Here is a 1,944-nt window from a genome sequence, read left to right as displayed (position 1 = left end):
CGAGCAGCAGCGCGGCGAGCAGGAGCAGGGCGGGCGGGAGACGACGCATCGAACCTCCATGGATTCGTTTCTGTCGATTCCCTACAGGATCCACCCCCGGCGTGACACGGACAAGCGGCTCGTCGTGCCGGCGACCCGTCCGCGGTCCGGCTACGGCAATGGCTGGGAGATGCCCCGGGCGTGGTCGGTGAGGGCCGCGCCGACCACGGTCGCCTCCAGCGGCAGCATCTCCAGGCAGCGGCGCACGGCGGCGGCCATCAGGGCGTTCGGCACCCGCATCGACAGCGTGCAGTGCGGCACCCAACGCCCCGGCCGGTAGTGCTCGACCAGCCCGATCCCCGCCTCGGCCAGCCGGTCGTGCACCAGTGCGTGGTGCGCGAGCAGCTCGGCGGTGGGGGTCGGGCCCAGCCACAGCACCCGGCCGACGAACTGCCCGGCGTGCTCGAAGCTCAGCCGCAGCGGCGTGGCCACCACCGTTCCGCGCAACGCCGCCGCGACCCGCTCCGGATCGAAGCGGGTCGCGACGGCGAGTGAGACGTGTGGCCGGTGACGCTGCTCCAGCAGCGACCGCATGCTCTGCACGCCCTCGGACTCCAGCGCGTCCCAGAGCACCCGGATCCGTCGGGTGGCGTCGGTGTCCAGGTAGAGCTCCAGCGCCGCGACCACATGATCACCCTAGGGCCGCGGTGGTCACGGCACGACGACCGCCCGGCCCTCCAGCGTGCCGTCGCGCATCTTCCGGTACGCGACGACCGCCTCGTCCAGCGAGAAGGTGCTGGCCTTCGGCTTCACCAGGCCCCGGGCGCCCAGTTCGAGCACCTCGATGAGTTCCGGCCGGCTGCCCCAGTACGTGCTCTGGATGCTCACCTCGTACGGCACCGAGAAGAAGCCCACCGGCAGGGTGCCGCCGCCGATGCCGACGATGGTGAGGTCGCCGACGGTGCGGGCGGCGGCGGCGCCGAGCGCGAGGGTCGCATCGGCGCCGACGAAGTCCAGGACCACGTCGGCGCCCCGGCCGCCGGTGGCCTGGCGGATCTCCTGGGCGGTGTCCGCGCCGGAGAGCATGGTGAGGTCGGCGCCGCACTCCGCGCCGAGCTTCAGCGCCTCCTCGCGGGTGTCCACCGCGATCACCCGGGCCGCGGTGGTCGCCTTGAGGATCTGCACCCCGACGTGCCCGAGCCCGCCCACGCCGATCACCACGGCGGTGCTGGTCGGACCGAGCTTCGCCCAGGACCGGCGGATCGCGTGGTACGGGGTGAGCCCGGCGTCGGTCAGCGGCGCCGCCAACACCGGGTCGAGCCCGTCGGGCAGCGGCACGACGAGCCGGGCGTGCGGCACCAGCATGTACTCGGCCATGCCGCCGTCCAGGCCGAGGCCGCCGCCCCCGCCGGGCACCGGCGCCTCGGCGACGTTCTCGCAGTACGACTCGACGCCCACCCGGCAGCGTTCGCAGGTGCCGCAGCCCCACGGCCCGTACACGGCCACCGGCTGCCCCACCGTCAGCCCGCTCACCCCGTCGCCGAGCGCGTGCACCCAGCCGGCGTTCTCGTGGCCGAGGATGAACGGCGGGTTCCAGGGCACCGCGCCGGCCTCGAAGTCGTGCATCAGGTGCAGGTCGGAGTGGCAGGCACCGGCACCGCCGATCTTCACGACCACCTGATCCGGGCCCGGGGTCGGCTCGTCGACCTCGACCAGTTCGGGCTCCGACTTCCAGTTGGGCAATCGCAGCGCGCGCATGACGCCTCCTGTTCTCCCGCTTCCGGTCCGCCTGCCGGCTGCCCGTTCCGCGACAGCCCAAACGGCCCGCCGCGACGCTCCGGTCACCCGTACCGGTGAGCCGCCGCAGGCGTGGACCTCAGGGCAGGGCCGTCGCGTCGGGCCGGGCGGCGTCCGGGGCCGTGGCCGGGCCGGTCTGACCCCCTGGCGTGAAGGGGGCGTCGGGGG

2 protein-coding genes are annotated in these 1,944 nt (G+C 74.1%); both read right to left on the bottom strand.

The genetic code is table 11. The features are described 5' to 3' along the window. Positions 1-150 precede the first annotated feature (150 nt). Positions 151-666, bottom strand: a complete 516-nt coding sequence (locus F6X68_RS32420) for a 2'-5' RNA ligase family protein (protein ID WP_151457799.1) — start codon at positions 664-666, stop codon at positions 151-153. Between the two features lie 24 nt (positions 667-690). Continuing rightward, positions 691-1,737 (bottom strand): NAD(P)-dependent alcohol dehydrogenase, encoded by a 1,047-nt coding sequence (locus tag F6X68_RS32415; protein ID WP_151457798.1) that lies wholly within the window; start codon positions 1,735-1,737, stop codon positions 691-693. Positions 1,738-1,944 lie beyond the last annotated feature (207 nt).

Source organism: Micromonospora sp. AMSO12t (genome assembly GCF_008806585.1).
GTDB lineage: Bacteria > Actinomycetota > Actinomycetes > Mycobacteriales > Micromonosporaceae > Micromonospora > Micromonospora reichwaldensis.
Note: the sequence above shows the minus strand (reverse complement) of the source record. Positions and strands in the feature narration are given on the sequence as shown.